General features: G+C 59.6%; 25 protein-coding genes and 1 pseudogene. 11 read left to right on the top strand and 15 right to left on the bottom strand.

Going from position 1 to position 25,423, the window contains the following annotated elements; translation table 11 throughout:
- The first annotated feature begins 134 nt into the window (after window positions 1-134).
- Complete coding sequence (locus tag AC3ITY_RS07180) at window positions 135-779, top strand: hydrolase (RefSeq protein WP_150724381.1); 645 nt, start codon at window positions 135-137, stop codon at window positions 777-779.
- Between the two features lie 133 nt (window positions 780-912).
- Here AC3ITY_RS07180 and AC3ITY_RS07185 read toward each other — a convergent pair whose 3' ends face one another.
- Complete coding sequence (locus AC3ITY_RS07185; RefSeq protein ID WP_489308262.1) at window positions 913-2,211, bottom strand: mechanosensitive ion channel family protein; 1,299 nt, start codon at window positions 2,209-2,211, stop codon at window positions 913-915.
- Window positions 2,212-2,402: 191 nt separating this feature from the next.
- On the opposite strand from AC3ITY_RS07185, the gene AC3ITY_RS07190 reads away from it, so the two are divergent.
- Complete coding sequence (locus AC3ITY_RS07190; protein WP_046043701.1) at window positions 2,403-3,743, top strand: DEAD/DEAH box helicase; 1,341 nt, start codon at window positions 2,403-2,405, stop codon at window positions 3,741-3,743.
- Between the two features lie 61 nt (window positions 3,744-3,804).
- Here AC3ITY_RS07190 and AC3ITY_RS07195 read toward each other — a convergent pair whose 3' ends face one another.
- On the bottom strand, window positions 3,805-5,091 hold the full coding sequence (locus AC3ITY_RS07195) for a CitMHS family transporter (protein ID WP_489308263.1): 1,287 nt from the start codon (window positions 5,089-5,091) through the stop codon (window positions 3,805-3,807).
- 268 nt (window positions 5,092-5,359) lie between these two features.
- Here AC3ITY_RS07195 and AC3ITY_RS07200 point away from each other — a divergent pair, with 268 nt between their 5' ends.
- The 3 genes from AC3ITY_RS07200 (at window position 5,360) to AC3ITY_RS07210 (ending at window position 8,375) form a co-directional block, all read left to right on the top strand.
- Window positions 5,360-6,301, top strand: coding sequence for a hydroxymethylglutaryl-CoA lyase (locus tag AC3ITY_RS07200; RefSeq protein ID WP_489308264.1), 942 nt, complete (start codon window positions 5,360-5,362; stop codon window positions 6,299-6,301).
- The gene (locus tag AC3ITY_RS07205; protein WP_489308265.1) at window positions 6,298-7,509 is read left to right on the top strand and encodes a CaiB/BaiF CoA transferase family protein; all 1,212 of its coding nucleotides are present in this window, start codon (window positions 6,298-6,300) and stop codon (window positions 7,507-7,509) included. The genes AC3ITY_RS07200 and AC3ITY_RS07205 overlap by 4 nt, the downstream gene beginning before the upstream one ends.
- Before the next feature lie 95 nt (window positions 7,510-7,604).
- The gene (locus tag AC3ITY_RS07210) at window positions 7,605-8,375 is read left to right on the top strand and encodes an IclR family transcriptional regulator (RefSeq protein WP_489308266.1); all 771 of its coding nucleotides are present in this window, start codon (window positions 7,605-7,607) and stop codon (window positions 8,373-8,375) included.
- Window positions 8,376-8,421: 46 nt separating this feature from the next.
- Here AC3ITY_RS07210 and AC3ITY_RS07215 read toward each other — a convergent pair.
- The 5 genes and pseudogenes from AC3ITY_RS07215 to AC3ITY_RS07235 all read right to left on the bottom strand — a co-directional run bounded on the left by AC3ITY_RS07215 (window position 8,422) and on the right by AC3ITY_RS07235 (window position 11,685).
- A pseudogene (locus AC3ITY_RS07215) lies at window positions 8,422-8,709 on the bottom strand (hypothetical protein).
- Window positions 8,694-9,428: a DUF899 domain-containing protein gene (locus tag AC3ITY_RS07220; RefSeq protein WP_489308267.1), complete on the bottom strand. Its 735-nt coding sequence runs from the start codon at window positions 9,426-9,428 to the stop codon at window positions 8,694-8,696. Before AC3ITY_RS07220 ends, AC3ITY_RS07215 begins: the two are co-directional and overlap by 16 nt.
- 190 nt (window positions 9,429-9,618) lie before the next feature.
- Window positions 9,619-10,488 carry a DUF6279 family lipoprotein gene (locus tag AC3ITY_RS07225; protein WP_489308268.1) on the bottom strand — a complete coding sequence of 290 codons (870 nt, stop codon included), beginning with the start codon at window positions 10,486-10,488 and terminating at the stop codon, window positions 9,619-9,621.
- 77 nt (window positions 10,489-10,565) lie between these two features.
- Window positions 10,566-11,288, bottom strand: a complete 723-nt coding sequence (locus AC3ITY_RS07230; RefSeq protein ID WP_489308269.1) for a TorF family putative porin — start codon at window positions 11,286-11,288, stop codon at window positions 10,566-10,568.
- A 208-nt stretch (window positions 11,289-11,496) separates the two neighbouring features.
- Window positions 11,497-11,685 carry a hypothetical protein gene (locus AC3ITY_RS07235; protein ID WP_015096330.1) on the bottom strand — a complete coding sequence of 63 codons (189 nt, stop codon included), beginning with the start codon at window positions 11,683-11,685 and terminating at the stop codon, window positions 11,497-11,499.
- A 351-nt stretch (window positions 11,686-12,036) separates the two neighbouring features.
- Here AC3ITY_RS07235 and AC3ITY_RS07240 point away from each other — a divergent pair, with 351 nt between their 5' ends.
- Window positions 12,037-12,873, top strand: coding sequence for a CvfB family protein (locus tag AC3ITY_RS07240; protein ID WP_056721413.1), 837 nt, complete (start codon window positions 12,037-12,039; stop codon window positions 12,871-12,873).
- A gap of 194 nt (window positions 12,874-13,067) precedes the next feature.
- Window positions 13,068-14,000 (top strand): DMT family transporter, encoded by a 933-nt coding sequence (locus tag AC3ITY_RS07245; protein WP_489308270.1) that lies wholly within the window; start codon window positions 13,068-13,070, stop codon window positions 13,998-14,000.
- Here the strand turns inward: AC3ITY_RS07245 and AC3ITY_RS07250 are convergent.
- The gene (locus tag AC3ITY_RS07250; RefSeq protein WP_489308271.1) at window positions 13,945-15,126 is read right to left on the bottom strand and encodes an MFS transporter; all 1,182 of its coding nucleotides are present in this window, start codon (window positions 15,124-15,126) and stop codon (window positions 13,945-13,947) included. The two genes, AC3ITY_RS07245 and AC3ITY_RS07250, sit on opposite strands and share 56 nt — an antisense overlap.
- Window positions 15,127-15,230: 104 nt before the next feature.
- Here AC3ITY_RS07250 and ptrR point away from each other — a divergent pair, with 104 nt between their 5' ends.
- Both ptrR and AC3ITY_RS07260 read left to right on the top strand, forming a co-directional pair.
- A complete protein-coding gene (ptrR, locus tag AC3ITY_RS07255) occupies window positions 15,231-16,124 on the top strand; it encodes a putrescine utilization regulator PtrR (RefSeq protein ID WP_489308272.1) in 894 nt (297 codons plus the stop codon).
- A 135-nt stretch (window positions 16,125-16,259) separates the two neighbouring features.
- Window positions 16,260-16,388 carry a PA1414 family protein gene (locus tag AC3ITY_RS07260; RefSeq protein WP_007972508.1) on the top strand — a complete coding sequence of 43 codons (129 nt, stop codon included), beginning with the start codon at window positions 16,260-16,262 and terminating at the stop codon, window positions 16,386-16,388.
- An 86-nt stretch (window positions 16,389-16,474) separates the two neighbouring features.
- Here AC3ITY_RS07260 and AC3ITY_RS07265 read toward each other — a convergent pair whose 3' ends face one another.
- The 6 genes from AC3ITY_RS07265 to speB form a co-directional block, all read right to left on the bottom strand.
- Window positions 16,475-16,726 carry an acyl carrier protein gene (locus tag AC3ITY_RS07265; RefSeq protein ID WP_223458064.1) on the bottom strand — a complete coding sequence of 84 codons (252 nt, stop codon included), beginning with the start codon at window positions 16,724-16,726 and terminating at the stop codon, window positions 16,475-16,477.
- 70 nt (window positions 16,727-16,796) lie between these two features.
- Window positions 16,797-17,522, bottom strand: a complete 726-nt coding sequence (locus AC3ITY_RS07270) for an MBL fold metallo-hydrolase (RefSeq protein ID WP_489308273.1) — start codon at window positions 17,520-17,522, stop codon at window positions 16,797-16,799.
- Window positions 17,523-17,607: 85 nt separating this feature from the next.
- The gene (locus AC3ITY_RS07275) at window positions 17,608-18,987 is read right to left on the bottom strand and encodes a sodium:solute symporter family protein (protein WP_489308274.1); all 1,380 of its coding nucleotides are present in this window, start codon (window positions 18,985-18,987) and stop codon (window positions 17,608-17,610) included.
- Window positions 18,988-19,115: 128 nt separating this feature from the next.
- Window positions 19,116-20,627, bottom strand: coding sequence for a purine-cytosine permease family protein (locus AC3ITY_RS07280; RefSeq protein WP_223458069.1), 1,512 nt, complete (start codon window positions 20,625-20,627; stop codon window positions 19,116-19,118).
- A 55-nt stretch (window positions 20,628-20,682) separates the two neighbouring features.
- Window positions 20,683-21,105, bottom strand: a complete 423-nt coding sequence (locus AC3ITY_RS07285) for a YybH family protein (protein ID WP_489308275.1) — start codon at window positions 21,103-21,105, stop codon at window positions 20,683-20,685.
- Between the two features lie 9 nt (window positions 21,106-21,114).
- Window positions 21,115-22,065, bottom strand: coding sequence for an agmatinase (speB, locus tag AC3ITY_RS07290; protein ID WP_008018246.1), 951 nt, complete (start codon window positions 22,063-22,065; stop codon window positions 21,115-21,117).
- A gap of 356 nt (window positions 22,066-22,421) precedes the next feature.
- Here speB and AC3ITY_RS07295 point away from each other — a divergent pair, with 356 nt between their 5' ends.
- Window positions 22,422-23,315 carry a LysR family transcriptional regulator gene (locus AC3ITY_RS07295; protein ID WP_007972518.1) on the top strand — a complete coding sequence of 298 codons (894 nt, stop codon included), beginning with the start codon at window positions 22,422-22,424 and terminating at the stop codon, window positions 23,313-23,315.
- A 4-nt stretch (window positions 23,316-23,319) separates the two neighbouring features.
- Window positions 23,320-23,916 (top strand): tRNA-uridine aminocarboxypropyltransferase, encoded by a 597-nt coding sequence (locus AC3ITY_RS07300; RefSeq protein ID WP_489308276.1) that lies wholly within the window; start codon window positions 23,320-23,322, stop codon window positions 23,914-23,916.
- 149 nt (window positions 23,917-24,065) lie between these two features.
- Here AC3ITY_RS07300 and AC3ITY_RS07305 read toward each other — a convergent pair whose 3' ends face one another.
- Window positions 24,066-25,421: an HlyD family type I secretion periplasmic adaptor subunit gene (locus AC3ITY_RS07305; RefSeq protein WP_223458075.1), complete on the bottom strand. Its 1,356-nt coding sequence runs from the start codon at window positions 25,419-25,421 to the stop codon at window positions 24,066-24,068.
- Window positions 25,422-25,423: the final 2 nt, after the last annotated feature.

Consider the following 25,423-nt stretch of genomic DNA (forward strand, 5'->3'; position numbering starts at 1 on the left):
ATTCTCGATTTTAGGTAATTGTCCCTTTTATCGCCAGCCCATAAAGTGACATCCAAGCCGACAACAACGCCGCTGAAGGCAAGGTCGACTAATCCCTTACCCATTCGAAGTATCGACATCAAAAGGAACGCGCCATGTCTATTCGTGAACTGCTCAACCCAACCAACTCCGCTCTGATCCTGATCGACCACCAGCCGCAAATGGCATTCGGCGTGCAGTCCATCGACCGTCAGACCCTGAAGAACAACACCGTGGGCCTGGCCAAGGCGGCGAAGATCTTCAACGTGCCGACCATCTACACCTCGGTCGAAACCGAAAGCTTCAGCGGCTACATCTGGCCTGAACTGCTGGCAGTGCACCCGGATCAACAGCCGATCGAACGCACTTCGATGAACTCCTGGGAAGACAAGGCACTGGTTGACGCGGTGAAAGCCACCGGGCGCAAAAAACTGATCATTGCCGCGCTATGGACCGAGGTCTGCCTGACTTTCCCGGCGCTGGAAGCCCTGGCCGAAGGCTACGAGGTGTACATCGTCACCGACGCCTCCGGTGGCACCAGCAAAGAAGCCCACGACATGTCGGTGCAACGGATGATTCAGGCCGGCGCGGTACCGGTGACCTGGCAACAAGTATTGCTCGAATACCAGCGTGACTGGGCGCACAAGGATACTTACGAGGCGGTGATGGAACTGGTGCTGGAACACAGCGGTGCGTACGGCATGGGCGTGGATTACGCCTACACCATGGTGCACAAGGCACCGCAGCGGCAGGTCAAATAACTCGCAAACGCTGAAATGGATGTATCACCCCTGTGGGAGCGAGCCTGCTCGCGATAGCGGACTGTCAGACGACACATATGTTGACTGACACACCCTCATCGCGAGCAGGCTCGCTCCCACATTTTTTTGGGGGTTACACCCAGCGTTTTTCGGCTTCGGGAAGATGGCTCGCGCCCAATACCGCCGGCAATATCCCCGCACGCAAATCCGATCCACTTGGCTGCTGATAAAGACTCAACCCAAACTCCGGCAGCACCGCCAGCAGGTAGTCGAAAATATCGCCCTGAATCCGCTCGTAGTCGGCCCACGCCGTGGTCCGGGTAAAGCAGTAGATTTCCAGCGGAATACCCTGCGCGGTGGTTTGCATCTGGCGCACCATGCAGGTCATGTTCGGCTGGATCCCCGGGTGACTCTTCAGGTAGGCCAGCGCATAGGCGCGGAAAGTGCCGATGTTGGTCATCCGCCGGCGGTTGGCCGACATGGCCGCGACGTTGCCCTGGGCTTCGTTCCAGGCCTTGAGTTCGGCCTGTTTGCGGCTCATGTAGTCGGTGAGCAAGTGCACCTGGGACAGCTTCTGCTCTTCGTCGTCACGCAGAAAACGTACGCCGCTGGCGTCGATGAACAGGCTGCGTTTGATCCGCCGGCCACCGGAAGCCTGCATGCCGCGCCAGTTCTTGAACGACTCGGACATCAGGCGCCAGGTCGGGATCGAGACGATGGTCTTGTCGAAATTCTGCACCTTGACCGTGTGCAGCGTGATGTCCACCACATCGCCGTCGGCGCCCACCTGGGGCATCTCGATCCAGTCGCCGACCCGCAGCATGTCGTTGCTGGTCAACTGCACGCTGGCGACGAACGACAGCAGCGTGTCCTTGTAGACCAACAGAATCACCGCCGACATGGCACCCAGACCCGACAGCAGCAACAGCGGCGAGCGGTCGATCAGCGTGGCGACGATGATGATCGCGCCAAATACGTACAACACCATTTTCGCCAGTTGCACATAGCCTTTGATCGAGCGGGTGCGGGCGTGCTCGGTGCGGGCGTAGATGTCCAGCAGGGCGTTGAGCAGGGCGCTGACCGCCAGCAGCAGAAACAGGAAAGTGAAGGACAGCGCGACGTTGCCGAGGAAATTCAGGCTGGTTTTGCTCAGGTCCGGCACCAGATTGAGACCGAACTGGAGCACCAGCGAAGGCGCGATCTGCGCCAGGCGATGGAACACCTTGTTCTGTAGAAAATCATTGACCCAGTGCAGGGCCGGCTGGCGGCCGAGCATTTTTGCCGCGTGCAGAATGAGGTAACGCGCCACCCGTCCGAGGAACAGCGCAATTGCCAGCAGCAACAACAGCGACAGGCTGGAGTGCACGAGCGGGTGCTGGTCGAGGGCACCCCAAAGGTCCAGGACGTTGGTCCAGAGCTGTTTGATATCCATGGTCAAAACGATTCTTCTGTAAGGCGCGAGAAGGGATTAGAGCATTTAAGACGCTTTGTATTACGTTTCGGGAAAAATCAGGCAACAAAAAACCAACTGTTTACCGCCATTTGTATAAAGAAACTCGGCCTGAGCGCTCGAAACCGTTACCCTATGCAGCTGTTTTTTTGCATTTCTTCGAGGTAGCACCCGTGTTTTCCCAATTCGCCCTGCACGAACGCCTGCTCAAAGCCGTGGCCGAGCTGAAATTTGTCGAGCCAACGCCTGTGCAAGCCGCGGCCATTCCGCTGGCGCTCCAGGGGCGTGACCTGCGGGTGACGGCGCAAACCGGTAGCGGCAAAACCGCTGCATTCGTTTTGCCGATCCTCAACCGTCTGATCGGCCCGGCGAAAATCCGCGTCAGCATCAAGACCCTGATCCTGCTGCCGACCCGCGAACTGGCCCAGCAGACTCTGAAGGAAGTTGAACGCTTCTCGCAGTTCACCTTCATCAAGTCCGGCCTGATCACCGGCGGCGAAGATTTCAAGGTCCAGGCCGCGATGCTGCGCAAGGTGCCGGACATCCTGATCGGTACCCCGGGCCGGATGATCGAGCAACTGAACGCCGGCAACCTCGACTTGAAAGAAGTTGAAGTACTGGTGCTCGACGAAGCCGACCGTATGCTCGACATGGGCTTCGCCGATGACGTTCAGCGTCTGGTGGACGAGTGCACCAACCGTCAGCAGACCATGCTGTTCTCCGCCACCACCGGTGGTTCGGGCCTGCGCGAGATGATCGCCAAGGTCCTGAACAACCCTGAGCACTTGCAGCTCAACGCGGTCAGCCAGCTGAACGAAACCACTCGCCAGCAAATCATTACCGCTGACCACAACCAGCACAAAGAACAGATCGTCAACTGGCTGCTGGCCAACGAGACCTATCAGAAGGCCATCGTCTTCACCAACACCCGGGCCATGGCCGACCGCATCTACGGCCGCCTGGTGGCGCAGGAATACAAAGCGTTCGTGCTGCACGGCGAGAAAGACCAGAAGGATCGCAAGCTGGCGATCGACCGCCTGAAGCAGGGTGGCGTGAAAATCCTCGTGGCTACCGACGTCGCCGCCCGCGGTTTGGATGTCGACGGTCTGGACCTGGTGATCAACTTCGACATGCCGCGCAGCGGCGACGAATACGTGCACCGCATCGGTCGTACCGGCCGCGCCGGTAACGATGGCCTGGCCATCTCGCTGATCTGCCACGGCGACTGGAACCTGATGTCGAGCATCGAGCGCTACCTCAAACAGAGCTTCGAGCGCCGCACCATCAAGGAAGTCAAAGGCACCTACGGTGGACCGAAAAAGGTCAAGGCCTCGGGCAAGGCCGTCGGCGTGAAGAAGAAAAAGACCGACGCCAAGGGCGACAAGAAGAAAACTGCCGCCAAGACCCCGACCAAGCGCAAGAGCGCCAACCGGCCGAAGAGCGATTCCCTGGTCAGCAAGGACGGCATGGCCCCGCTCAAGCGCCGCAAGCCGGAAGCGCCGGCGGCTGAGTAAGTCGTTGTAGACGGCCTATGAAAAACCCGGACAACGTCCGGGTTTTTTTACGTCAAAACAACTACCTGACAATCGATATGGAACCAAGCGCCAGCGCCGCCAGCAACATCACCCCCACTGTTCCGATGGTCCACTTCAAAGTCATGCGCTGGTTGTCGCCGTAATCCAGGTCCAGCAATCCGCACAGCAAATAGGTGGACGCCACCAGCGGACTGAGCAAATGCACCGGCTGGCCGATCAAACCGGCGATCGCCATTTCCTTGCCGCTGATGCCGTAGTGGCTGGCGGTTTCCGCGAGGATCGGCAGAACGCCGAAGTAAAACGCATCGTTGGTCAGTACGTAGGTGAACGGCATGCTGATGAACGCCGTGATGATCGACATCGAACTGCCGGCCCACTCAGGGATGACGTGGATCAGACTCTCGGAGATGGCTTTTGTCATGCCGGTACCGCTCATGATGCCGACGAAAATCCCGGCGGCAAAGATCAGCAAGGTCACCGCCATCACGTTGTCGGCATGGCGGGCGATCACGGCTTTCTGCTCTTTGAGGTTCGGGAAGTTCACCGCCAGGCCAATGCCGAACGCGAGCATGAACAGTACTGCCGGTGGCATCACGGCGAGCATCATCAGCGCGATCAGGGCGATGGTGAGCGCAGCGTTGAACAGCAAGCGCCAGTCGCCCAAACGAAATTCAGTGGCGTGTTCCAGGCCTTCATCGCCTTTGAGCTGCACCACCCCCAACCGGCGTCGTTCCAGACGGCCCAAGTAAAGGGCGACGAACATCACCCAGGCCAGACCGAAAGCCATCAACGGCAACATCGCCACGAACAGTTCGGTGATATCGACGTGCATGGCGCTGGCCGCACGGGAAAACGGACCGGCCCACGGCAGAATATTCATCACGCCAATGGCCAGCAGCAACACCGTGGCCATGACTTGCAGGCGCACGCCGGTGCGGCGATAGAGCGGCAGCAGTGCTGCGCACGTAATGATGTAAGTCGTGGCGCCATCACCATCCAGACCGACACAGATCCCGAGAATCGCCGTGCCCAGCACGATTTTTTGCGGATCGCCTTTCACCGCCTTGAGGATCAATTTGACCAGCGGGTTGAATAGCCCTGCGTCGGTCATCATGCAGAAATACAGGATGGCAAAGGTCAGCATCACTCCGGTCGGGGCCAGCATCTTCAAACCGTCGAACATCATCGGTCCGAGCGTCGTGGTGTATCCGGCAAGGCAGGCAAAGGCGACCGGGACCAGCAACAGCGCAACCAGCGGCGACAGGCGTTTGCTCATGACCAGGTACATGAAGCAGGTGATCATCGAATAGCTGAGTAGAGTCAGCATGGGTTCCCTCGTTTTTATAGGTTTTGTCCGGGTGTCACGGCGGCCTAAGCAAACGCTTGTCGCCTATATCGTTCTATCAGATAGAACATCATTCCTTTTGATGGAACAACTTTCCGATCAATTTTTTGTGCTGTCAAGTTTTTGTCCACTCGTTGACAAGGCATCGAAACCCAGCGGATACTAAAAATAGAACAATATTCTGTCAGGTAGAACGTATGCTGAAGCCCCTGAAAACAGGGGCTCCCGTAGCGTTTCAGGAGAGCTGGTGATGGGTCATTCGAACGAAATCGATATTTTGGTCAGCGAAGTCGGGCCACGTGACGGTCTGCAAAGCGTCGCCGCCACCATGCCGACCGAACTGAAGCTGAAATGGATCACCGCCCTGGCGACCGCCGGGTTGCGGGAGATCGAAGTGGGCTCTTTTGTGTCACCCAAACTGCTGCCGCAGATGGCCGACGCGGCGCAGTTGGTGGCCCACGCGCGGACCTTGCCCAACCTGTTTGTGACGGCGTTGGTGCCCAACCTCAAGGGCGCCGAAGCGGCGTTCAAGGCCGGTGTGCAGAAAATCACGATGCCGATTTCGGTGAGCGAACCCCATTCCCTGGCCAACATCCGCAAGACTCACGCCGAGGTCTATCAGGAAGTGCGCGACGTGGTTGCCTTGCGTAACGAGCAATACCCGCACATCGAAATCGAGGCCGGGTTATCGACCGTATTCGGTTGCACGATTCAGGGCGAAGTGCCGGATGACGACACATTGCGCATGGCCATGATCATGGCCGAACTGGGTGTCAATGAAGTGGGGCTGGCCGATACCGTCGGCTACGCCAACCCGACGCAGGTCCGTCGGTTGTTCACCCGCTTGCGTCAGGAACTGCCAGGCGTTGCTGGCAGTGCGCATTTCCACAACACCCGTGGCCAGGGCCTGGCCAATGTGCTGGCGGCGCTGGACGTGGGCGTGACCACCATCGATGCCTCGCAAGGCGGGATTGGCGGTTGCCCCTACGCTCCCGGCGCGTCGGGCAACATCGTCACCGAGGACCTGGTTTACCTGCTCGAGTCCATGGGCCTGCGCACCGGTATCGACATCGATCGGTTGGTGGCGGCCCGCGAATGGCTCTACCAAGGCCTGCCGGGAGAGCCGCTGTACGGCTTCATTCCGGACGCCGGTGTGGGCAAGAATTTTCACTATGCAAAGAAGGCGGTATGAACATGGGCCTCAGCCAACAACAAAAGCCTTTACCTCTGGCCGGCATTCGGGTCATCGAGTTCGTGCATATGGTCATGGGGCCGACCTGCGGTCTGGTGCTGGCGGATCTGGGGGCCGAGGTGATCAAGGTCGAACCGACTCCGCAAGGTGACAATACCCGGCGCTTGATGGGGTCTGGCGCCGGCTACTGGACCACCTACAACCGCAACAAGAAAAGCTTTGCCGTTGACCTGAAAACCAGCGAGGGCATTGCGGCGGTAAAAAAGCTGATTGCCACCGCCGACGTGGTCACCGAGAACTTTCGCCCCGGCACCATGGATAAACTCGGGCTGGGTTATGCCGACATCAAGGCGATCAAACCGGACATCATTTACAGTTCCATGAAAGGTTTCCTGCCCGGCCCTTACGAACATCGCACGGCCCTCGACGAAGTGGTGCAGATGATGACAGGCCTGGCTTACATGACCGGCCCGGTCGGACAGCCGTTGCGCGCAGGGGCCTCGGTCAACGATGTCATGGGCGGGATGTTCAGCGCGATATCGATTCTCGCGGCGCTGTTGCAACGTAATCAAAATGCTCAAGGACAGTTCGTGCAAACTGGCCTGTTTGAAAATTCGGCATTCCTCGTGGCCCAGCACATGATGCAGAACGTGGTGACCGGCACACCCGCTGCACCCATGCCGAGCCGCGTCTCGGCATGGGCCATTTATGACGTGTTCAGTTGTGCCGGTGAAGAGCAGATCTTCCTCGGCGTGGTCAGTGACAGTCAGTGGAAAAGCTTTTGCGAGGTGTTTGGCTTCGACACGTTCGCCAGCGATCCGCAGTTGGCCGCCAACAATCAGCGGGTGGCTGCACGCAAAGTGATCTTGCCGCAAGTGCGTGAGTGTCTGGCACGCATGAGCAAGGAACGAGTGATGGCCCTGTGCGAAGAGGCCGGGTTGCCGTTTTCACCGATCCAGCGTCCACAGGATCTGTTCGACGATAAACACCTGAACGAGTCTGGCGGTATGGCTCAAGTGACAATGCCCGACGGTCAGTCGGTCAAGGTGCCCATGCTGCCGTTCGAAATGGACGGCCAGCGTTTCGGTACGCGTTTGAACGTACCGCAATTGGGTAGCCATAGTGATGAGTTGTTGGCTGAACTGGGTTACACCACTGCCGATGTCGCGGCACTGCACGGTGCTGGTGTCATCAAGTCTCAGGCCTGAGCTCACTCAGGGTGGCCGCCGCTTCGAGCAACGGTTAAGGTAGCCTCTGCGCAGCCCGGAGCTGGCGCCGTCCTGAAGTTTTGTCACGAGCGAACATGAGCAAACAATCCCTATCGGAAGACGAATCCTCCACGCCTGCTGCCGAAGGTGGTGTAGCGGCCGTGGATCGCGCGTTTGCGATCCTCGCGGCGTTCGATGTCGGCAGCAACAGCCTGCCACTGGCGGAAATCGCCCGGCGCACGGGGCTGTATAAAAGCACGATCCTGCGCCTGATGAACTCGCTCGAGCGTGCCGGTTTCATCCGTCGCCTCGGAGACGGCCAGTACGCGGTCGGCCCCGAACCATTGCGGCTGGCGCAGGTTTATCAGACGTCGTTCCGCCTGCGGGATGTGATCTACCCGTTGCTGGAATCCCTGTCGCTAGCCAGCGGCGAAACGTCTTCGTTCTATGTGCGAGAAAACGACAGCCGTGTGGTGCTGTTTCGCGTGGAACCAAAACGCGCGGTGCGTGTTGCCCTGCATGAGGGGGCGCGATTTTCACTGAATGTGGGCGCATCGGGGAAAGTCCTGCGGGCTTTTGCCGGCACATCGGACCCGATGCTTGGTATTGTCCGCGAGCAATTCTGGGCGACGTCCTTCGGCGAGCGCGACGCCGAGACCGCAGCTGTGTCGGTGCCGGTATTCAACGCGGCTTATGACCTGACCGGAGCGATGACCTTGTCCGGCCCGGCAGAGCGTTTCAACCAGGAAAAGGTGGCGACGGCGTGTGGGTTGTTGCTCGAAGCAGCAGCCAAGGCGACCCTCGCGTTAGGCGGGGACAATCGGGAGTTGCTTAAAGCCCTTGAGCGCGCAGCCCCGCAGGGTTAACAGTCCTGAATACAAAAAGCCCGGTCGGTGACCGGGCTTTTTGTATTCAGCTTTCGGCTTTTTTCTCTGCCGTTGCCAGTTCCTTGAGTCGCTGGTCGATCAATTGGCACTTATCCGGCAAGTCTTTGGCGGCAGTGCCCAGATCAATTTTCTGCAACTCGTCGTTGATCTCCTTGGCCTTGGTCTGGTTTTGCTCGGTGAGTCTGGCCACTTTCTGGGCCAGTTATTCGCGTTTGGCGGTGGCTTCCTCGGGGGGGCAGGCCCAGGCGTGTGGGAGCGTGGCTTGCCCGCGAAGGCCGCGCCTCGGTGCCTGGGGGGCTAACCACCATGACAGCAGCTCGACTTCTCCTGTTCCTCATATTTGTCATGATGTCGCACCCACTCCATGATTTCGTCCTCGTTGCGACCCTTGGGCGTCAGGTCGAGGTAGTTGTAGGCGCCGACCAGCAGGTCCAGGCCTCGGGCGTAGGTGGAGTAGGTATGGAAAATTTCGCCGGCTTCGTTGCGATAAAACACGCTGAGACCGGGGAGTTCTTCCTCGGAGCCTTCGGTTTTTTCGTAGTTGTACGTAGCCTTTCCGGCGGCGACCTCTTCGGCCCGGGCGCAGACGCCAAAGTCGTAGTTGAAATCGCATCCTGCTGACGACACCCAGTCGAACTTCCAGCCCATGCGCCGCTTGAACGCCTGGAATTCAGCGAAAGGTGCGTGGGAAACCGCTACCACGGCCACGTCATGGTGGGCCAGGTGCTGGTTGGCGCCGTCGATGTGATCGCTCAGGTACGAGCAACCGGGGCAGCCCTCGTCCCAACCCTCGGCGAACATGAAGTGGTAGATGATCAACTGACTGCGGCCACCGAACAGGTCCGCCAGTTTCAGTTCGCCGTTGGGCCCCTGGAAGCGGTAGTCCTTGTCGATTTTAACCCAGGGCAGGGCACGGCGTTCGGCGCTGAGCTTGTCCCTTTCCTTGGTGAAGGCTTTCTCGCGGGCCAGGTGCTGTTTGCGGGCGGCGAGCCATTCTTCCCGCGACACGACGGGATGGTTCTGGATGTTCATATTGATTTCTCCTGCGTGGGGCGGGGAGGTGACTTACACAGCCTAGTCGTTTGGCTTGCGTGGATTTCGACATGCCGCCGGTCGGTCGTCAGCAAATGCCCGGCTGATCGACAGCAGTATTCCCGGCAATGATCACCAGCGACAGGTGCTGGACGAGCAGGCTCGCTCCCACATGGGACTTGTGTTGCAGTCAGCCTTGTTTCGCCGCTTTCAGGCACTTCAAGTCGCTGAAGTCCTTCCTCACACCTTCAATTTTCTTCAGCAGGCGTTCACGCTGGTTTGGCGTGCTTTCAGCCATCAGATCCACGAACAGTGAACGTGCCTGGGCTTCGGTGTTGGCAAAGGCCTGACGATAGGCGGGCGTCCACAAACTCTGACGATTGACCAGAAGTGTCTCGATTCGTTGTGGGAACTGCGGACTCTGGCGTTGCGCAACGGCCGCGCTGAACTGCTTCTGCCAATGGACCCGGTTGGCAAGCCACTGGGTGTTCTGCTCGCCCAGGGTGCTGGACCATGTGGTTACCCGTTGTTGCTGGGTAGCGCTCAGTGGCCCGAGCCAGTCATTCAGGCGCTTCTCCATGCGTGCGCCGCGTTCCTTGATCTGCTGGTCGAGGGAAGGTTTGAGGTATTCCTCCTGGCGTTTGCGCTGGTCCTTGGCAAAGGCGTCGTTCATTTCGGCGACTTGCTTGTCATCCAGCCCTTGCAGCAACTCGATGGCCGACGGGGTGATTTCCCGCGCGGTCTCGGCAATCGCCTGTTCGGCTTCGTGGGCGCGGGCCTGCAAGGCGGCATCGGTGACCTGGTTGGTGGCGATCATGGTTTGCAGGCGGTCCAGCCAGTCGAGGTAGCCGGGCAATTGGGTGGTGCAGTGCCAGCTCAGGTGTTCCTTCAGGCGTTCGTTCAGCCAGCTTTTTTGCTCGCCGTTCATGTCCAGGTAGTCGCTGAGCGTCCACGGGATGATCACATCGAGATTGCGGTAGGCCAGGCCCACGCGGCTGCACGCGCCGAGGGTGAGGGCGATGGTCAGCACAAAGGCGATATGTTTGAACCAGCGGGACATGGGCGAATCCTTGCGAAAGCCAGCCTTCGGGGTCTGATTCTCATGTGAACCCGGGAGGAGCCCGGCAGTTCAGCCGATCAATAGAACGCGCGTTCGGCCTTGAGTGTAACCAGCCCGTCGCATTGGCTGTTGTGTCCGGCATAGGCCGAGCAACCGCTGCCGCTCAGGCTGGAGTCACTGTAGATCAGGTCGAGGTCGATGCCCATGAACGGGCGGGACAATTTCAGCGACCAATCGGTAAAACTGCCTACATACCCGCCATCCACCGCCACTGGCGTATTGAATTGGTGGGTGGTGTATTTCAGGCTGATACCGACACCGAACGGTTGATTGCCGCTCAAGTCAGCGAACAGGGTGTTGTTCTGTTTGTCCGGGTCGTCGCTGAAGGCGATGCCGAAACGGCTGCCGAGCAAGGTCAGGCCGCCGAACAGTTCCTGGCTGTCGGGTGTCGTGACTTCCGGGTAGCTGTAGCGGATCAGGCCCACTTCGTAGCCGAGGGTTTGGTCGAAGGGTTGTTTAAAGCCCATGTAGGAATCGATCTCGAGGTTTTTCCCCGGGCTGATGCCCATACTGGGCGACCATTGGCCCACGTAGAAACCGCTGTCGTGGCTCAGGTCCAGGCCGCCGTGGAACGAGCCGACGGCCGAGGGTTTGACCAGGCCTTGGGCCATGCTGCGGGTGGGGGTGGTGCCTAGCTTGAGGTCGAAGCCCCCCAGCTCACGCTGAAAGATTTGTGCGTGTGCTACGGAGCAGGCCAGCAGGCTGGCGAGCAATGCCGATAGATAGAAAGGTTTGAACATGCGTCACTCCATGAACAGCGAGGGCAGGCTGGTGAGCCCGCTGGAACGCTTGATCCAGACGCGTGCAAGGATACCGGCGAATGATCGGCAATGAAGGCCGTTCGTCGATTTTCAGAGGATTTGATAGTGTGGCGCAGGGGAGAAGCGAGGGTTCCAGTCCAAGCGCTTCGAAGCTCAAAGCGCTTTGGGACCAGGTGACGCGAGGGGATTACTTTTTGCCCAGGGTGATCTGCTTGGACGGGCCGAACGTCTGGCCGCTGACGCCTTTGGCAATTTGCTGGATTTCACCGCCGGACTTGAGGAACGCAGCGATCTGGCTGTTGATCGATTCGCTGGTTTCGACGGCTGGAGCTGGCTTTGCTTTGCTGGTGGATGCTTTTACACGCATGGCGGCCATTAACCTGTAGAAAATTAACTTGGCCAGGCATCGTACAGGAATTACCTGATAATTGCTTGGCAAATATCCCCTCGGCATATTCGTGAGGTCGGGGTAATTAGTCATCGGTCAATATTCGAAATATGCACCTAAGCCGCTGTTTTAACTAAGAACATTGCCTGGAAAAATACCGCGTTAGGCTTGCCTGGGCATGGCGTAAATGCCCGGATCGGCCTGACGAGCGGCCAGGCGCGGGATGAAACCCCGGGAAAATTAAGGGTTTCAGAGGATTTTCTCGCGCCACCGGGCCGGCTGCCGAACGCGGCGCTTAAAACCGGGTAGAATGCCGCCCACGCAATGAGGGTATTGGACATGGCTTTAGTCGGGCGTTACAACAGTTTGCAAGTGGTTAAACACACTAACTTCGGTTTATATCTGGACGGTGGCGCGGATGGCGAAATCCTTCTGCCTAATCGTTATATTCCAAAAGATATTCCTACCGAAGATGAAGACTGGCTCAACGTTTTTATTTATCTGGATAGCGATGACAAACTCATCGCAACTACTGAAAAGCCGAAAGTTCAAGTCGGTGAATTCGCCAGTTTGAAAGTTGTTGAAGTCAACAGCATCGGCGTATTCCTGGACTGGGGGTTGCCGAAAGACCTGTTGCTGCCGTTCTCCGAAGAGAAGCGTCAGATGACGGCGGGCGAGTATGTGGTGGTGCACGTCTACCTCGACAAACACACCCGTCGCATCACCGCGACCGCGCGTCTGGACCGCTACCTGGACAAGACCCCGGCCAACTACACCGCGGGCCAGGAAGTGGATCTGCTGGTGGCCGAAGCCACGGATATGGGCTTCAAGGCAATCATCAACAACAAGCATTGGGGCCTGATCCACAAGAACGAAATCTTCAAATTCATGCGCGCCGGTAAAGAAGAAAAGGGCTTTATCAAGGAAGTTCGCGCCGACGGCAAGATCAGCCTGAGCCTGCAACCGGTCGGCCAGGAAGCGGCCACCAGCCTGAACTCGAAGATCCTCGCCAAGTTGCGCGAAAACAACGGTAGCCTGGCGGTGAGCGACAAGAGCGATCCGGCGTTGATCAGCAGCCTTTTCGGTGTCAGTAAGGGCAACTTCAAGAAGGCCATTGGTGCGTTGTACAAGAATGGCCAGATTGTCATTCATGCCGATCGCATCGAACTCAGTTGATGCACTGACAATACAGAGGGCCAGGATGGCGCAAGCGGAGAAGTAGAGGTCTCTGGCAGGCGGCATTTTCTGGCCTACTGGCTAATAATCGACAACATGATTCTTCGCCCCGGTGTTTTCTTTTCAACGAGAGGGCCGGGGCTTTGCTTTTACTGCCGAGTCTTTGCCATGGATTGTGTCTTCGAGGTGTTCCAGTGAGCGCCACCCGGCGCAGCGCCGACGGGTTTGCCCTGCAAGTGATGGTCGGGTTGTGCCTGGTCTGGGGCGTTCAGCAGGTGATGATCAAGTGGGCGGCAGTCGATATCGCGCCGGTGATGCAGGCGGCTGGACGTTCCGGTATGTCGGCGTTGCTGGTCGGGCTGCTGATCTGCTGGAAGGGCGGCTGGAACCAGGTGGGTGCGACCTGGCGCGGCGGTCTGTTGGCCGGTGCGTTGTTCGGCCTGGAGTTCTTCTTCATTTCCGAAGGCCTGCAACTGACCACGGCGGCGCACATGTCGGTGTTCCTCTACACGGCGCCGATCTTCACCGCATTGGGGGTGCACTGGTTGCTGCCCAGTGAGCGATTGCGACCGCTGCAATGGTTGGGGATTGTCCTGGCCTTTATCGGGATTGCCATTGCGTTTGCCGGCGGGGTGTCCTGGGACAACCTTGATTACCGCATGTTGATGGGCGATGCCCTGGGTGTGCTGGCGGGTGCCGCCTGGGGCGCGACCACGGTGGTAGTGCGCGCCTCGCGCCTGTCGGAAGCGCCGGTGACCCTGACGCTGTTCTATCAGTTGATTGTCGGCTTCTTCGGCTTGTTGTTGATTGCGTTGCTCAGCGGCCAGATCACTCATGTCAGCCTGACCAGCGTGGCGGTGGCCAGTGTGCTGTTTCAGGGCGTGGTCGTGTCGTTCTTCAGTTACCTGATCTGGTTCTGGCTGCTGCGCCGTTACCTGGCAGCGAACCTCGCGGTGTTTTCGTTCATGACGCCGTTGTTCGGCGTCACCTTCGGTGTGGTGCTGCTCGGCGAGGCGCTGAGCCTGAACTTCGTCATCGGTGCCGTGCTGGTATTGGCGGGTATCACTTTTGTCAGCGCCGAGCAGTGGTTGCGCCGTCGTTTGCGCAAAGCCCTCGGGCAGCACTGACCGGCGCGAGCAACAGACCGCCGGCGATCAGCAAGCCGCAGCCGGCGACCACCAATGCCGGCTGCAAACCGCCACTAAAATGACTGCTCAGCGCTGCCAGCAATGGTCCGCTGAGCTGGCCCACGGCAAAGCAGGCTGTCAGCAGGCCGGCATTGCGCTGGGTGGCGTGGGGCGCCAGTTCCCGGGAGCGTTGCATCACCAGTTGCATGCAGGCCAGGAACGGCGTGCCGCACAGGATCACGCCCAATGCCAGGCCTGGCCCGTTGCCCAGCAGGCAGGCGAACACACCAGCGGCTTGCAGCCATAACGTCGCCATCAGCCAGTGACCCGTGGCGCCAGGTTTTTGCCGTCGCAGACTCACCAGCACCACGCCGGTTGCCGCCGCCAATCCAAAGCATGGCCAGAACAGGTCGGCCTGCCATTGGCCATGGAATTGCGCGTTGGCCATTTGCGACAAAAAGGTCGCCGGAATGATGTAGCCCAATCCGTACAAGCCATAGATCCAGCCCAAGCGAGCGATGCCTTGATTGCCCGACGCGCTGGCGCTGGGTGCAGCCGTCGCGGTGACAGCCGGTTGTGGCAGGAACGGCAGGATTCCCAGCAGCATCGCCAACGCTGCGGCGGCGTACACCAGCCACAAGGTGGCGGATGTCTGGCCCAGCAGATTCGAGCCCAGGGCCAACAAACCGGTCAGAAAAATCCCCAAACCGGGTCCGGCGAACACCAGGGCACCGAGCCGAGGGCGACCGGCCGCTGCCGCGAGTGGCTGGCTCAGGGCGGTAATCATCACCAACACCCAGGCGCTGGCCACGCCGGTGCCGAAGCGCAGCAGCAGGTGCGACCAGAAACCATTGGCCCAGAACGACGCCAGGGTCAGCAGCACGCAGAGCCACAATCCGCCGAGCAAGCGTCGGCGCACTTGCGCGGTACGCCGGGAAAACATCGCGTCCACCGCACCAATGAAGTAACCGAGGTAGTTGGCGGCGGCGATCAACCCGGCGGCGGTCAGGTCGATCTGACCTTCGCTGAGCAGGTGCGGCAGTTGCGGTGTCAGGGCAAAACGGCCGATGCCCATGGCCATCATCAGGGCAACGAAACTGGCGGATAAGCGGATCAGGGGAGACATGGTCTGGATTCCGTCTGGAGGATCAATGACCGTCAGGCTAGGACTGATTGACTTTCTTTAAAAATGAATAATAGTTAGTAACTTGTTCTTTTTTGGAGAATGTCGTGGAGTTCAGCCAATTGCGCATCTTCCAGGCGGTGGCGGAGGAGGGGTCCATAACCCGTGCCGCCGAACGGCTGCATCGAGTGCCGTCGAACCTGTCGACCCGGCTCAAACAGCTGGAAGAGCAACTGGGTGTCGAACTGTTCCTGCGCGAACGTCAGCGCTTGCAGTTGTCGCCTGCGGGAAAAATCTTGCTGGACTACACCGCCAGGCTGTTTGCCTTGCGCGATGAAGCCAGCGCGGCAGTGCAGGGTGGGCAACCGGCGGGCGACTTCGTGCTCGGCACCATGTACAGCACGGCAGCGATTCACCTTCCGGGGCTATTGGCGCACTACCACCGTTTGTATCCGGCGGTGAACCTGCAAGTGCAATCCGGCCCCAGCGGTGAATTGCTCGAAGGCCTGCTCACCGGTCGACTCGATGCGGCGCTGGTGGATGGCCCCCTGGAACTGGCCGGGCTCGACGGGGTGCCCTTGTGCGACGAGCGCCTGGTGCTGATCAGCGAGGCCGACCATCCACCCGTGCGCAGCGCGCTGGATGTGCAAGGTCGTTCGGTGTTCACCTTTCGCCAGGGCTGCTCCTACCGCATGCGCCTGGAAGCCTGGTTCGCCCATGACCACGCGGCCATGGGCCGTGCGATGGAGATCGAGTCCTATCCGGGCATGCTGGCGTGTGTGATTGCCGGCTCCGGTGTGGCGCTGATGTCGGAGTCGATGCTCGCCAGCCTGCCGGGCCGCGAGAGTGTGGCCGTGCATCCGTTGGCCGAACCGTTCGCCAGCGCTACCACCTGGCTGATGTGGCGCAAGGGCATGGTCGGGGCCAACCTGAATGCCTGGATCGAGCAGCAACAAGTGGTTTTTCCGCCGACACTGATGCAGGCGCAGGAGATTGCCTGAACACAGGCTGATTGTGATTGATTCAGTAACAGATCATTGCGACTTTGCGCGAGCATTGCACAGAACTTCGGACTATTATCAGTGCGAAGGGGCTACAGAACTTTGGCCGCTCGGCACTACCCTGAAGGGGGCACCATGAAAGAGAAAATTCAAAACTGGCTGCATGACCTGGGTGTGGCTCTCGGTTTGATCGAACCGCCTCTGCAACCCGTGCCTGTTCGTACTGACGACGAACAGCGCCGACGCCAGCAGCGTCGCCGGTAATGGCAGATAACATCTGACAGGTGAAAGGTTTTCCGTGGCGAGGGAGCAAACTCCCTTGCCGCTTCGTGTACGTTTGATCGCCAGCCTTAGTACCGCCCAATCTCCAGCAAAAACCGGCTCAAATCATTCGCCGTCCTGACGGTCTTGAGCATCCGGTCTTCCTCCGCGGTAAACGCCGTTACACCCAGTTCATCTTCCAGATGGAAGATCAGCTCTTCGATATCTTTTTTATCCAATCCCAATTGCGCCAGGCTGGCGTTGTCGTCGAAGTTATCCCGGCCTTCCAGCAGGCGGCTGATGTAGCGATGTACGACAGCACGAAGGGCAGCTTCTTTCATGATCGTTCTTCGAGGAGGTGGGTGTAGGTCTCCCTGCCGGTGCAGGTCCTGCCGTTGAGTACAGCAGGCTTTAGCCGTGTGAGCGCTGCCATTCGTCAATCATGCTGCGCAAATGCTCCCCGGAAAAACTGCCGAAATGCCCGCCATGCACCGTGCGGATCGACAGCTCACGCAAGCGTTGCAGGCTGCGCGCGTAGTCATCGAGGTTGGAGTGGTAGGCGTCTTCGATCAGCGGGCCGTCGTAGATGATGTCGCCGCTGAACAAGGTCTCGGTGGCGGCTTCGTACAGGCAGATGCCGCCCGGTGAGTGTCCCGGTGTGTGCACGACGTGCAACACCCGATTGCCCAGGTCCAGCACATCTCCGTCATCGACAAACCCCGTGGCCGGTGCGGCCTTGACCCGGTATTCGGCGTAGCACAGCGGGCAATCAGGGTGCGCCTCGAACATGTCGTCGCCGACGAAGGCTTTGCTCAGGTCGTTGTCGCCATCGGGTGCGGCGAGAATGTCCGCCTCGGCCGGGTGCACCAGCCGTTCAGCGAATTCGTGATGACCGGCGATGTGATCGAAATGGCAGTGGCTGGCCACGGCCACCAGCGGCCGTTCAGTGATCCACGGCAGTTGCTCGCGCAGGCTGACCAGTCCCGAACCGCTGTCCAGCAGCAGGTCTTTGTCACGGCCCTGGATGTGCCAGAGGTTGCAGCGGTAGAAGGGGCGGATGTACGGCTCGTGAATCAAGCGGATGCCGTCACTGAGTGGTTTCACCTCGAACCACTGGTTGCGAGAAACAATCTTCATAGTTCATTTTCTCCAGGCGAAAAAAAACGAGTGTGGCAACCGACGCCACACCCGTCGAAGAAAGCATCAAGTCGTTATGTTCAGCTTAGGCAGCGCTGGCCACTGCTGCCGGGCGGCGGGACATCAAGCTCACCAGCACGAAACTCACCAGGCCTACACCGAGGCTGTAGTAGATCGGGCTGTTGGCATCCAGACCATCCTTGAACATGAACAGCAGGGCAGTGGCGAAGCCCATGCCCATGCTGGCAATGGCGCCGGCGGTGGTGGCACGTTTCCAGAAGATCGCACCGATCAGCGGGATCAGCATGCCGCCTACCAGCAGGTTGTACGCCAGGGTCAGGGCGCTGATCACGTCGTTCACGACCAGAGCGATACCCAGCACCACAATACCGGTCAGCATGGTGACCAGGCGGTTCAGGCCCAGGCTCGACTGTTTACCGCCGCGCAGTTTCGGCAGCAGGTCTTCGGTCAGGGTGGTGGCAGCGGCGAGCAGGCCGGCGCTGGCGGTGGACATCATGGCGGCCAGTGCAGCAGCAATCACCAGACCACGGATACCGTCCGGCAGCGACAGTTTGACGATGGCGGCGAAGGCGTTGTTGACGTTATCCAGATCCGGGATCAGCACGTGAGCGGCCATGCCGATCAGGGCGCAGGCCAGACCATAAACGATGCAGTAGATACCGGCAGCGGTACCGGCAACCTGAGCCACTTTAGCGGTCTTGACGGTGAACACCCGTTGCCAGATGTCCTGACCGATCAGGATCCCGAAGAAGTAGATCATGAAGTAGGTGATGATGGTGTCCCAACCGATGGTAGTGAAGCTGAAGGCGGTTGCCGGCAGTTTCAATACCAACTCATCCCAGCCGCCAACGCGGTACAGGCAGATCGGCAACAGTATGAACATCAGGCCGACTGTCTTGATCACGAACTGGACGATGTCGGTCAGGGTCAGGGACCACATGCCGCCAATGGCCGAGTAGATCACCACGACGCCACCGCCGAGCAGAACGGACACCCAGAATGGCAGGCCGAACAGCACTTGCAATACGGTGCCGATAGCCAGGATCGAAACCACGCCGATCATCAGCGCGTAGGCCAGCATGATCACCGCGCTCGCCGAGCGGGCCATCGGGTTGTAGCGTTTTTCCAGGACCTGGGTAACGGTGTAGATCTTCAGTTTCAGCAGCGGTTTGGCGAGGAACAGGTTAAGCGCCACGATCCCGCAACCCAGCGCCGCACACAGCCAGAAACCGGAGATGCCGTGCACGTAGCCCAGACGCACGGTGCCCACGGTGGACGCGCCGCCCAGGACGGTGGCAGCCATGGTGCCCATGTACAGGCTTGGGCCGAGGTTACGACCGGCGACCAAAAAGTCTTCGTTGGTCTTGGCCTTGCGCATGCCGTAGTAGCCGAGTATCAGCATCGCGGCGGCGTAGATGAGTACGACGAATAAATCCAAAGCCATTGTTGCGTGTCTCCGATTGTCTTTTTTATGGTGGAACTAAGTTGCGTTATGGCTATGGGGTGGTTTTTGTGGCGAGGGAGCAAGCTCCCTCGCCACAAAGGTCACTTCATGGCCCTGTCTTCAAAAAATCAGGCGGCTTGACGCATCGCCGGTTTAGCGAGCGAATCCGTGCTCTGGCTGCGTGAATCGTTCGGGCCGAACACTGCGCTCGATTCCGGGAACAGGCTCAGCAGCGCCAGGTACACCAGCGAAGCCAGGCCCAGGGTCACCGGCAGGCTGATGTCGATACCACCGGCCATTTCGCCCAGCGGCCCGACAAACTGACCCGGCAGGTTGACGAAGCACAGGCCGACGGCCGCGCTCGGGATCCAGGCACCCAGGCCACGCCAGTTCCAGCCGTGGGTGAACCAGTAGCGGCCACCTTTCTCGCCGCGGGTGAACACTTGCAGGTCATCCGGGCAGTAGAAGCCGCGACGCACCAGCAGGCCGATGATCATGATCACCATCCACGGGGTGGTGCAGGTGATGATCAGCACGGCGAAGGTCGACACGCTCTGCACCAGGTTGGCCGCGAAGCGCCCGATGAAGATGAAGGCAATCGACATCACACCGATCAGCAGCGTGGCCTTGACCCGCGACAGCACCCGCGGGAACACGCTGGACATGTCCAGGCCGGTGCCGTACAGCGAGGTGGTGCCGGTGGACATGCCACCGATCACCGCGATCAGGCACACAGGCAGGAAGAACCAGCTCGGCGATACCGCCAGCAGACCGCCGACATAGTTGTTGGCCGCGATGTAGTCCGGTGCTTTGATCGCCACGATGGTTGCGGTGGCCAGGCCGAACAGGAACGGGATGAACGTCGCGATCTGCGAAATCACTACCGCCGCCATGATGCGGCGTTTGGAGGTGTCACGCGGAATGTAGCGCGACCAGTCGCCGAGGAACGCACCGAAGGAAATCGGGTTGCTCATCGCCACCAGCGCAGCACCGATGAAGGCGGCCCAGAAACCGGGTTGCCCCATGTTGACGGTGCCGGCGTAGTTCGCATCGAAGGGACCGGCGAAGGCGAAGATGCCCAGCAGGAACAGCAGGCTGGCACTCCACACGGCGATCTTGTTGACCCACAGCAGGAAGCGGAAGCCATAGATGCACACGGTCAGTACCAGGATCGCGAACAGACCGTAGGCAAGGCCCAGGGTCAGGTCGGTTTCCGGCAGGCCGATCAGGCGTTTGGCGCCACCGATCAGCGCATCCCCCGAACTCCACACCGAGAGCGAGAAGAAGGCGATGGCAGTCAACAGCGACAGGAACGAGCCGACGATCCGCCCGTGCACGCCGAAGTGCGCACCGGAAGACACGGCATTGTTCGTGCCGTTGATCGGGCCGAACAGGCCCATTGGCGCGAGGATCAGCGAACCCAGCAATACGCCCAGCACAATCGCCCAGACGCCCGCCTGGAAAGACAGGCCGAACAGTACCGGGAAGCTGCCGAGGACGGCGGTGGCAAAGGTGTTGGAACCACCGAAGATCATCCGGAACAAGTCCGTCGGGCCTGCGGTGCGTTCGTTGTCCGGGATCTGTTCGACCCCGTGGGTTTCAATTTGCGTAAGGCTTTGGTCTTTGTTGTTGTTATTCATGATCAGCTCCGATCATAAAGGCGCGCTCATCGTGCGTGAGCGTCACCTGTGTTGGCTAAGGGGGTGGCAGCCCTTCCGGCATCGCGGACAAATGTTCGTGGCAGGCCAGCCATAGGCCTTGTTGTTCTTGGCCAGACGCTTGTTTCTTGAAAACAATCGTCTCGCGCTCCTGGCTAAAGTGCTGCTCCCCTTGCATGCGCAACTCGGTGGCTACGTCATGGATGAAAATCGCCACGTCACCCTGCAGGCTGACGAAAGCGTTGCTTGAGGTGCACGAGAGCACCTCGAAGCCATCCTCGGAGCGCCAGCCGTCCCACATCGCCTGATAGGCGTCGCGCGACAGCAGGGGCTGTTCGAGGGTGTAGAAGACGAAGCTGGCGTCGGCGCTGAACGCGCCGAAGTAGGCTTCGCGATCGTTACGGGCAAAAGCGGACACCAGATCGGCGGCGGCTTTGAGCACCTGATCACGTTCATTCATGACCAATCCTCAGCGGTGGACTACGCCAGGCAGTACGCAGAGCATTTCGTACAGCAGGTTGGCAGCCAGCAGCGAGGTGTTGCCGGTGGTGTCGTAAGCGGGCGAGACTTCTACCAGATCGCAACCGACCAGGTCGAGGCCTTGGCAGCCACGAACGATCTCGATCGCCTGAATGGTCGTCAGGCCACCGATTTCCGGGGTGCCGGTGCCAGGTGCCCAGGCCGGGTCGATGCCGTCGATGTCGAAGCTGAGGTAAACAGGGCCGCCGCCGACTTTCTCGCGGACTTCAGCCATCAAAGGCTCCAGCGATTTGTGCCAGCACTCTTCGGCCTGAACCACACGGAAGCCCTGGTTGCGGCTCCAGTTGAAGTCGTCAGCGGTGTAACCCTGGGCGCGCAGGCCGATCTGCACGACGCGGTCTGGGTCCAGCAGGCCTTCTTCAACAGCGCGACGGAAAGTCGTGCCGTGGGCGATTTTCTCGCCGAACATGTGATCGTTCACATCGGCGTGAGCGTCGATGTGCACCAGGCCGACCTTGCCGTGCTTTTTATGAATGGCACGCAGGATCGGCAGGGTGATGGTGTGGTCGCCGCCCAGGGTCAGGGGGATCACGTTGTGTTCGAGGATGTCGTCGTAGGCTTCTTCGATGATGCGTACGGCGTCCAGCAGGTTGAAGGTGTTGATCGCCACGTCGCCGATGTCGGCAACCGACAGCGAGTCGAACGGAGCAGCACCGGTGGCCATGTTGTAAGGACGGATCATCACCGATTCGGTGCGAATATCGCGAGGCCCGAAACGGGTGCCAGGGCGCAGGGAGGTACCGATGTCCAGCGGCACGCCTACGAAGGCAGCGTCCAGGCCGGCAGCGGTATTCAAATGGGGGAGTCGCATCATGGTGGCGATGCCGCCGAAGCGCGGCATTTCGTTGCCGCCCAGTGGTTGGTGAAGAATCTTGTCCACGGGTAAGGCCTCATCGTCGTTGTTTTATTTATTGGATTGCGCCGTTCACGGGAGTACGGGCGAACCTTGTGGCGCCGATTCTGCGAAATGTAGTGGCCGGGAAGAATCGCTACGGGCAAATACTTAGTTCAGATTTTTCTAAACTAATGGCTGGGACAGCGATAGACTTACGGTGCTCCACAGAATCCTGTGGCGAGGGAGCTTGCTCCCGCTGGGGTGCGAAGCAGCCCCAAACCATTTACCTCAGTGCGGCAGACAAACCACATGAGCAGGTTTTACGACTGCTGCGCAGCCGAGCGGGAGCAAGCTCCCTCGCCACAAGAGCAACATGCATTGCCTTGCAAACGGAGCCCGCCATGGCCAACGCTTTACCCGACCTGAAACTATTGCGCATCTTCGTCAGCGTGGTGCGCCATCAGGGGTTCGCCAACGCCCAGCAGGAGCTCAATCTCTCGACGTCGGCCATCAGCACCTACATGAGCCAGCTCGAAGCAGCCCTCGGTCTGGTGCTGTGCCATCGCGGCCGTGGCGGTTTCAGCCTGACCAGCAAGGGCGAGTTGTTCCATCAGGAAACCCTGCGTCTGTTGGGCGAGCTCGAAGGCTTCGAGCAGTACGCAGCCGCCCTCAAGGGCGAGTTGCGCGGTACCTTGAACCTGGGGGTGATTGACTCCACCGTCAGCGACAAGGCCCTGCCGTTCGCCGAGGCCATCGGCGCCTACAGCCAGGAACACCCGGCCGTGCACTTGCACCTGTCGGTGATGAGCCCTTACGAATTGCAACTTGGGGTGCAGGACAACCGTCTCGATCTGGCCATCGGCGCGTTTTCCACGCGCATGAGCGGCCTGGTGTACATGCCGCTGTACCGTGAACAACACTGGTTGTATTGCAGCACGCGGCATCCGCTGTTCAACGAGCGGCGCATTCCCGAGCAAGTCATCACCCAGCAGCGCATGGTCGGTCGTGGCTACTGGAGCCAGGCCGAACTGGCGCGTCACGGCTTCAAGCACAGCGCCGCGACGGTAGAAAGTATGGAGGCCCAGTTGATTCTGGTGCTGTCCGGCGCCTACATCGGCTACCTGCCGGAGCACTACGCCCAGGCCTGGGCCGACAAGGGTGACCTGCGAGTGTTGCTGCCGGCGACCTTTGGTTATCAGGCGCCGTTCTCGATGATCGTGCGTCGGGGGCGTAGCCGCGAGCCGCTGATCCAGACGTTCCGCGACTTGCTTAAAGCCCAACTCAATCAGGCCTGAGAAGATGTCCAGAATCCAGTGCCCGCGCTGCCTGCGCCCGCAAAGCCACTGCCTGTGCCCGTTGATCCCGAGCCTCGACAGCCGCACCCGGGTGTTGCTGCTACAGCATCCGAGCGAAGTGAACCATGCGCTGAATACGGCGCGGTTGGCGGCGTTGGGCTTGAACAATGCCGAGTTGATCGTGGGGGAAGTGTTCGAGGATTTGCCGACGTTGTTGAGCCGACCGGGGTATCAGGCGCGCTTGTTGTTTCCCGGTGAGCAGGCACAACCGATGCAGGTTTATGCCACGACAGACGAACCGTTGTTGCTGGTCGTCCCGGACGGTACCTGGCGCAAGGCGCGCAAGATGCTGCACCTCAATCCGCTGCTGGCGGCGCTGCCGAGGGTGACGCTGGCCGAAGGCGGAGTGTCCCGTTATCGCCTGCGCAAGGCACCGGGGCCGGGGGCATTGTCGACGGTGGAGGCGATTGTGCAGGCGCTGGAAACCCTCGAAGCACCGGCGATATTTGCGCCGTTGCTGAAGCCGTTCGAGGCGTTGATCGAGGGGCAGATTGCGGCGATGGGGGAGGAGGTTTACCAGCGTAACCATGGGTCGAAATAGTTGTTGTTTATACTGGCCCCATCGCGAGCAGGCTCGCTCCCACAGGGGATTTTCGGTGGTTACAAAAATTGTGTTCACCGAAAAACCAATGTGGGAGCGAGCCTGCTCGCGATGGCGGTGGAACAATCACAGAAGATCTTGAATAGTGACTACCGCTCCCGCATCGCCTCGGTCCGCGCTTTCAATACCGGTTTAAGCAAGTAATCCAGTACCGTTTTCTCCCCGGTAATAATGTCCACCGTCGCCACCATCCCCGGGATGATCAGCAGCGGTTTCACGTCCCCGCCCAAATGGTTTTTGTCAGTACGTACCTGAATCAGATAGAAGCTGTTGCCCTTGTCGTCGGTGATGGTGTCGGCGCCGATCAGTTCCAGTTTGGCGCTCAGGCCGCCGTAAATGGTGTAGTCGTAGGCACTGAACTTGACCATGGCTTTCTGGCCCGGATGCAGGAATGCAACGTCCTGCGGACGGACCTTGGCTTCGATCAGCAGGTTGTCTTCCAGCGGCACGATTTCCACCATGTCACTGCCGGGCTGGACCACGCCGCCGATGGTGTTGACCTTCAACACCTTGATGATGCCGTGCACCGGCGAGACCACGGTGGTACGGGTCACGCGGTCGTCGATGGCAATGCTCGATGCCGTGATTTTCGACAGGTCGGTGCGTTTCTCGTTCAGCTCTTTTGCCGCTTCCGAGCGAAAGGTCTGTTCCGATTCATCAATCTTGCTTTTGATCTCGTTGATCGCCGATTCGGCCCTGGGAATCGCCAGGGTCGTGGCGTTCAATGAGCCGCGAATCTCCACCGCGCTGCGTTTGAGCCGCAGGATTTCCACCGGCGACACCGCACCGGTGCCCACCAGCGGCGTGGACATGTTCATTTCTTGTTGCAGCAACGCCAGGCTGGAGCTGAACTGCCCCTGTTTCGAGCGGAACTCTGCCAATTCCTGGGTTTTTTGCCGAAGTTGCTCGGACAGCGTGCGCTGCTCGCTGGCCAGTCGGCGTTGCCGCTGTTCGTACAGCGAGCGCTCGTCTTCAGCCACTTGCGGAGCCTTGGCAATCACTTCTTCTGACAGCTTGAACGGCCGGCCTTCGGCTTCGGCCGAAAGCCGTTCGACCTGCGCGGTCAAGGCATAGCGATCGGCTTCGCTTTCGCCCTTGTTCGACAGATAACGGGTGTCATCCAGGCGCAGCAAGGTGTCGCCCTTGTTCACCATTTGCCCTTCACGGACGAAAATTTCAGTGACGATGCCGCCCTCCAGGTTCTGGATCACCTGGACCTTGCTCGACGGAATCGCCTTGCCTTCGCCCATGGTCACTTCCTGCAACACGGCAAATTTGGCCCAGACCAGTGCGCTGACCACCAGCGCAGCGGCCAGCCACACGGTGATTCGCGACCAGCGCGGCGAGTCCTGCAACGAGGCGCCGGCGGTTTCCGGCATGAACTCGGTTTCGGCACTTTTGTTGAAACTGTCGAAGTAGCCACGGGATCCTTGATCGGCAGACATGG

The sequence above is a fragment of the Pseudomonas sp. GL_091 genome, assembly GCF_057837725.1.

Coding starts and splice junctions, on each gene's coding strand:
- AC3ITY_RS07180 (WP_150724381.1), top strand. CDS start 135: ATGTCTATTCGTGAACTGCTCAACCCAACCAACTCCGCTCTGATCCTG.
- AC3ITY_RS07185 (WP_489308262.1), bottom strand. CDS start 2,211: ATGGATATCAAACAGCTCTGGACCAACGTCCTGGACCTTTGGGGTGCC.
- AC3ITY_RS07195 (WP_489308263.1), bottom strand. CDS start 5,091: ATGCTGACTCTACTCAGCTATTCGATGATCACCTGCTTCATGTACCTG.
- AC3ITY_RS07200 (WP_489308264.1), top strand. CDS start 5,360: ATGGGTCATTCGAACGAAATCGATATTTTGGTCAGCGAAGTCGGGCCA.
- AC3ITY_RS07205 (WP_489308265.1), top strand. CDS start 6,298: ATGAACATGGGCCTCAGCCAACAACAAAAGCCTTTACCTCTGGCCGGC.
- AC3ITY_RS07210 (WP_489308266.1), top strand. CDS start 7,605: ATGAGCAAACAATCCCTATCGGAAGACGAATCCTCCACGCCTGCTGCC.
- AC3ITY_RS07220 (WP_489308267.1), bottom strand. CDS start 9,428: ATGAACATCCAGAACCATCCCGTCGTGTCGCGGGAAGAATGGCTCGCC.
- AC3ITY_RS07225 (WP_489308268.1), bottom strand. CDS start 10,488: ATGTCCCGCTGGTTCAAACATATCGCCTTTGTGCTGACCATCGCCCTC.
- AC3ITY_RS07230 (WP_489308269.1), bottom strand. CDS start 11,288: ATGTTCAAACCTTTCTATCTATCGGCATTGCTCGCCAGCCTGCTGGCC.
- AC3ITY_RS07235 (WP_015096330.1), bottom strand. CDS start 11,685: ATGGCCGCCATGCGTGTAAAAGCATCCACCAGCAAAGCAAAGCCAGCT.
- AC3ITY_RS07240 (WP_056721413.1), top strand. CDS start 12,037: ATGGCTTTAGTCGGGCGTTACAACAGTTTGCAAGTGGTTAAACACACT.
- AC3ITY_RS07250 (WP_489308271.1), bottom strand. CDS start 15,126: ATGTCTCCCCTGATCCGCTTATCCGCCAGTTTCGTTGCCCTGATGATG.
- AC3ITY_RS07260 (WP_007972508.1), top strand. CDS start 16,260: ATGAAAGAGAAAATTCAAAACTGGCTGCATGACCTGGGTGTGGCTCTC.
- AC3ITY_RS07265 (WP_223458064.1), bottom strand. CDS start 16,726: ATGAAAGAAGCTGCCCTTCGTGCTGTCGTACATCGCTACATCAGCCGC.
- AC3ITY_RS07270 (WP_489308273.1), bottom strand. CDS start 17,522: ATGAAGATTGTTTCTCGCAACCAGTGGTTCGAGGTGAAACCACTCAGT.
- AC3ITY_RS07275 (WP_489308274.1), bottom strand. CDS start 18,987: ATGGCTTTGGATTTATTCGTCGTACTCATCTACGCCGCCGCGATGCTG.
- AC3ITY_RS07280 (WP_223458069.1), bottom strand. CDS start 20,627: ATGAATAACAACAACAAAGACCAAAGCCTTACGCAAATTGAAACCCAC.
- AC3ITY_RS07285 (WP_489308275.1), bottom strand. CDS start 21,105: ATGAATGAACGTGATCAGGTGCTCAAAGCCGCCGCCGATCTGGTGTCC.
- AC3ITY_RS07295 (WP_007972518.1), top strand. CDS start 22,422: ATGGCCAACGCTTTACCCGACCTGAAACTATTGCGCATCTTCGTCAGC.
- AC3ITY_RS07300 (WP_489308276.1), top strand. CDS start 23,320: ATGTCCAGAATCCAGTGCCCGCGCTGCCTGCGCCCGCAAAGCCACTGC.
- AC3ITY_RS07305 (WP_223458075.1), bottom strand. CDS start 25,421: ATGTCTGCCGATCAAGGATCCCGTGGCTACTTCGACAGTTTCAACAAA.